The sequence below is a fragment of the Microbacterium umsixpiens genome, from assembly GCF_053543675.1.
Genome location: NZ_JBLVOH010000126.1, coordinates 5,212 through 8,774 on the forward strand (window position 1 = coordinate 5,212; position 3,563 = coordinate 8,774).

The following is a 3,563-nucleotide window of genomic DNA, read 5'->3' on the forward strand; positions in this document are numbered from 1 at the left end:
ACGACGAGCATCCGCCCCAGGGGGAGACGTCCGCCCGAGCGGCGCGGCTCACTCGAACCGGGTGAACGACCCCTCGCGCAAGACGGGGACGACGTCGACCGCGTCGAGCACGGCGGCATCCGTCGTCGATGTCGGCGTCAGGCCGGATGCGTCGATACGAGCGGTGGAGGCCACACCATCGGCGAGCTCGCGCCCCGACCCGCTCGCGCCGATCATGTGCCGCAGCGCACCGCGGAGCGCGCGGAAGCCCTCGGCGGCGACCGCCGCATCCGGCGACGTGTGATCGATGCCCCGATCCGAGAGCGCCAGGATGACGGCCCCCGCGCCGAGCTGATCCTCGACCGCGAACCGCAGCACACCCCCGGCATCGACCTCTCCTGCGGCGATGACCGCCACCGAGGTGCGCGCCTGTCGACGCTCCTGCACGGTCTGCACCGCGCGGGCGACAGCCGAGGCGTTGCGGATGCCGCCGACGAGGACGGTCGCGTCCGCGGAGGCCGCGGCGGCGACGGCGGCGCCGTTACGCGACCATCCCTCGGCCTCGGCCAGAGTCACCTCGGTCCCGGTGACGGCGGCATCGATCACCGTGGACGAGAATCGCAACACGTCCACGACCACGACGATGTCGGCGGGTGCGAGACGGGCGAGACCCGCCGTGCCCCAGTCGAGACGGACCTGATACGTGGACTGATCGAACGGCGACGGCATCCGACAAGCCTAGAGCCGTCAGTCGGCCGCGAGCGCTTCGACCGGCGCCACCCGAGTGGCCAGTCGCGTGGGTGTGGCAGCAGCGACCAGCGTGAGCACCGCCGTGGCGACGACGATGATGGCGACGGGGATCCACGGGATCTGCGGGGCCACGAGCCCGGCAGGAGTGAACTCCGGCAGGGTCGGCACCGAGCCGAGCAGCGACTGTGCCGCGATCCACCCATACGTGACGCCCAGCACGAGACCGGTCAGCGTCGCGGCCACCGTGATGTGCGTGGCCTCGAGCAGCACCATGCGACGCACCTGACGGTTCGACAGCCCGATCGAGCGCAGCAGTCCGAGCTCGCGGCGACGCTGCACCACGCCGATCGTGAGCAGGTTGACGAGGCCGACGGCCGCGATGACCGCGGAGACGGCAACCAGTACCATCATGATCGCGGCGAACGCGTCGAACGGGGCGAAGAACTCCTCGGGGATCTCGCCGGTCACCTGACTCATCATCAGACGTTTCGCGGACTCGAGCGCGACGGCGAACATCGTCACCAGGGTCACACCCATCACCACGCCGATCGCCATGCGAGACGATCGCTCCGGATAGCGCAGCGCGTTCTCGGCAGCGAGGCGCGCGGTCGCGCTCGAGCCGAACATCCGGCCCACCAGGCGCAGCACCGGCGGCATGAACAGCACGGATCCGAGAGCGAGCCCGGTGAAGGACAGCACACCGCCGAAGAAGGCGATGACGACGCCGAGCGGAGTCAGAAGTCCGACGACCACGCCCGCGGCGAGGAGCACGGCTCCGGTGATCAGCAGGATCCAGGCACCGACGTGCCGTCCGGCCTTGCCGGATACCTCGTCGTGGGTCCGCTCGACGGAGCCGCCCAGTGCCTGCAGCGGGGTCACCGAGAGCACCCGCCGGGAACCGGCCCAGGCGGCGGCCCAGGTCGTGAGTGCGACACCGATCGCGGGCAAGGCGACGAACGGCTGTGCGAGCGAGAAGGACGCCGGGGTGTTCTCGATCAGCTGCGACCCGATCTGCACACCGATCACCGCCAGCACGAGCCCGGCGAGCAGGCCGATCGCGGCGCCGAGGACACCGACGACGAGACCCTGTCGTCCGACCTGAGCCCGCTGCGAGCGCGCGGTCGCCCCGATCAGACGCATGAGCGCGATCTGCCGCGTGCGTCCGGCGATGATCGTCGAGAAGGTGTTCGCCGTGACGATCGCGGCCACGTACATCGCGACCACGGTGAGCAGCACCGACAGCAGCGCGACCACGAACGCGAGCGTCTCACTGTCTCCGATGAAGGGGTCGGCCTGCAGGACCGCACCGATGTATGCCGTGATCTCTACGAGGAGCACACCGAACGCGGCCGAGAGCGCGGCGACGAGGATGCTGGCGCCCATGCCCCGGTCGCGCAGCCAGGCCAGTCGAGGACCGGTCGCCCGCGTCTCGGGGACGACCGTGGCGACGGCGGTCATGCCGCCACCTCGGCAGCGAGCATGTAGGCGGAGATCTCCTCCGCGGTCTGGCGCGGGTGGTCGGCGACGATCCGACCGTCTCCGAGGTAGAGCACGCGGTCGGCATGGCTCGCCGCGATCGCGTCGTGCGTCACCATCGCGATGGACTGCCCGTGCTCGCGGCTCGCGGTGGCGAGCAGACGCAGCACCTCGCGCCCGGTCTTGGAGTCGAGGTTGCCGGTGGGCTCATCCGCGAACACCAGGTCGGGGGCGGTGGCGAGGGCGCGGGCGATGGCCACACGCTGCTGCTGTCCGCCCGACAACTGATGCGGGCGGTGGTTGAGGCGCGAGCCGAGTCCGAGCGTCTCGATCAGTCCGTCGATGCGCGCCCGCTCGATCGCGCTCGGCCGACGGCCGTCGAGCTCGAACGGGAGCATGATGTTCCCCAACGCGTCGAGAGTGGGCACCAGGTTGAACGCCTGGAAGATGAAACCGACGCGGCGGCGGCGCAGGATCGTCAGGTCGATGTCACCGAGGCCGGTGATCTCGGTGTCCCCGATCCACGCGCGCCCCTCCGTCGGGCTGTCGAGCCCCGCCATGATGTGCATCAGCGTGGACTTGCCGGAACCGGATGGGCCCATGATCGCGGTGAACTGTCCGCGACGGATGCCGACGCTGACGTCATCGAGCGCACGGACGGTGCCTTCGCCCGAGCCGTAGGTCTTCTTCAGGTGCTGGACGCGGGCGGCGAGCCCCAGGTCGGTGGTCGTGATCTCCATGCCTTCGACGCTATTTCCGCGGCCCCGCGCCGGTCATCGCCCGGCCGGAGCATCCGCGTACATCGCAGGGATGATCCGCACTCGGCCCTTCCCCGGTCGATCGGCGGTCAGGCGAGGCCGTGCTCGAAGGCGAAGACCACCAGCTGCACCCGGTCGCGAAGCGCGAGCTTCGTGAGGATCCGGCTGATGTGCGTCTTCACTGTCGCCTCACTCAGGTATTCCCGGCCCGCGATCTCGGCATTCGACAGGCCACGAGCCGCGAGCGCGAAGATCTCCTTCTCCCTGTCGGTGAGCGTGGTGTACTGCGGCGGGACGGGTTTGGGTGCCTCGGCGAAGTGCGCGAACAGGTCGCGCGTCGCCGAGGCGGCGATCACGCTCGACCCGGAATGCACGGTGCGGATCGCGGCGAGCAGGAACTCCGGATCGGCGTCCTTCAGGAGGAATCCGCTGGCCCCCTGCCGGATCGCTCGGGCCGCAGCCTCGTCGAGGTCGAACGTCGTGAGCATGACGATGCGGGGAGGCTCCGGCCGGGTGAGGATCTCGGCGGTCGCCGTGAGTCCGTCCATGACCGGCATCCGGATGTCCATCAGCACCACGTCGGGCCGCGTGGCACGGCCG

Annotated in this window: 4 protein-coding genes; all 4 read right to left on the reverse strand. The window is 70.2% G+C overall.

The genetic code is table 11. The features are described from left to right. Positions 1 to 48 precede the first annotated feature (48 nt). Positions 49 to 708 carry a 2-phosphosulfolactate phosphatase gene (locus tag ACNPM4_RS12555; RefSeq protein WP_448985908.1) on the reverse strand — a complete coding sequence of 220 codons (660 nt, stop codon included), beginning with the start codon at positions 706 to 708 and terminating at the stop codon, positions 49 to 51. 18 nt (positions 709 to 726) lie between these two features. Beyond that, the gene (locus ACNPM4_RS12560; RefSeq protein ID WP_448985909.1) at positions 727 to 2,187 is read right to left on the reverse strand and encodes an ABC transporter permease; all 1,461 of its coding nucleotides are present in this window, start codon (positions 2,185 to 2,187) and stop codon (positions 727 to 729) included. Beyond that, positions 2,184 to 2,945, reverse strand: a complete 762-nt coding sequence (locus ACNPM4_RS12565) for an ABC transporter ATP-binding protein (RefSeq protein WP_029261819.1) — start codon at positions 2,943 to 2,945, stop codon at positions 2,184 to 2,186. The genes ACNPM4_RS12560 and ACNPM4_RS12565 overlap by 4 nt, the downstream gene beginning before the upstream one ends. Before the next feature lie 107 nt (positions 2,946 to 3,052). Further along, on the reverse strand, positions 3,053 to 3,563 hold a 511-nt coding region (locus ACNPM4_RS12570), incomplete at its 5' end, for a LuxR C-terminal-related transcriptional regulator (RefSeq protein ID WP_448985910.1).

What these genes read in the sequence shown, in the direction of transcription:
- ACNPM4_RS12555 (WP_448985908.1), bottom strand. Translation starts at nt 708, where the DNA reads ATGCCGTCGCCGTTCGATCAGTCCACGTATCAGGTCCGTCTCGACTGG.
- ACNPM4_RS12560 (WP_448985909.1), bottom strand. Translation starts at nt 2,187, where the DNA reads ATGACCGCCGTCGCCACGGTCGTCCCCGAGACGCGGGCGACCGGTCCT.
- ACNPM4_RS12565 (WP_029261819.1), bottom strand. Translation starts at nt 2,945, where the DNA reads ATGGAGATCACGACCACCGACCTGGGGCTCGCCGCCCGCGTCCAGCAC.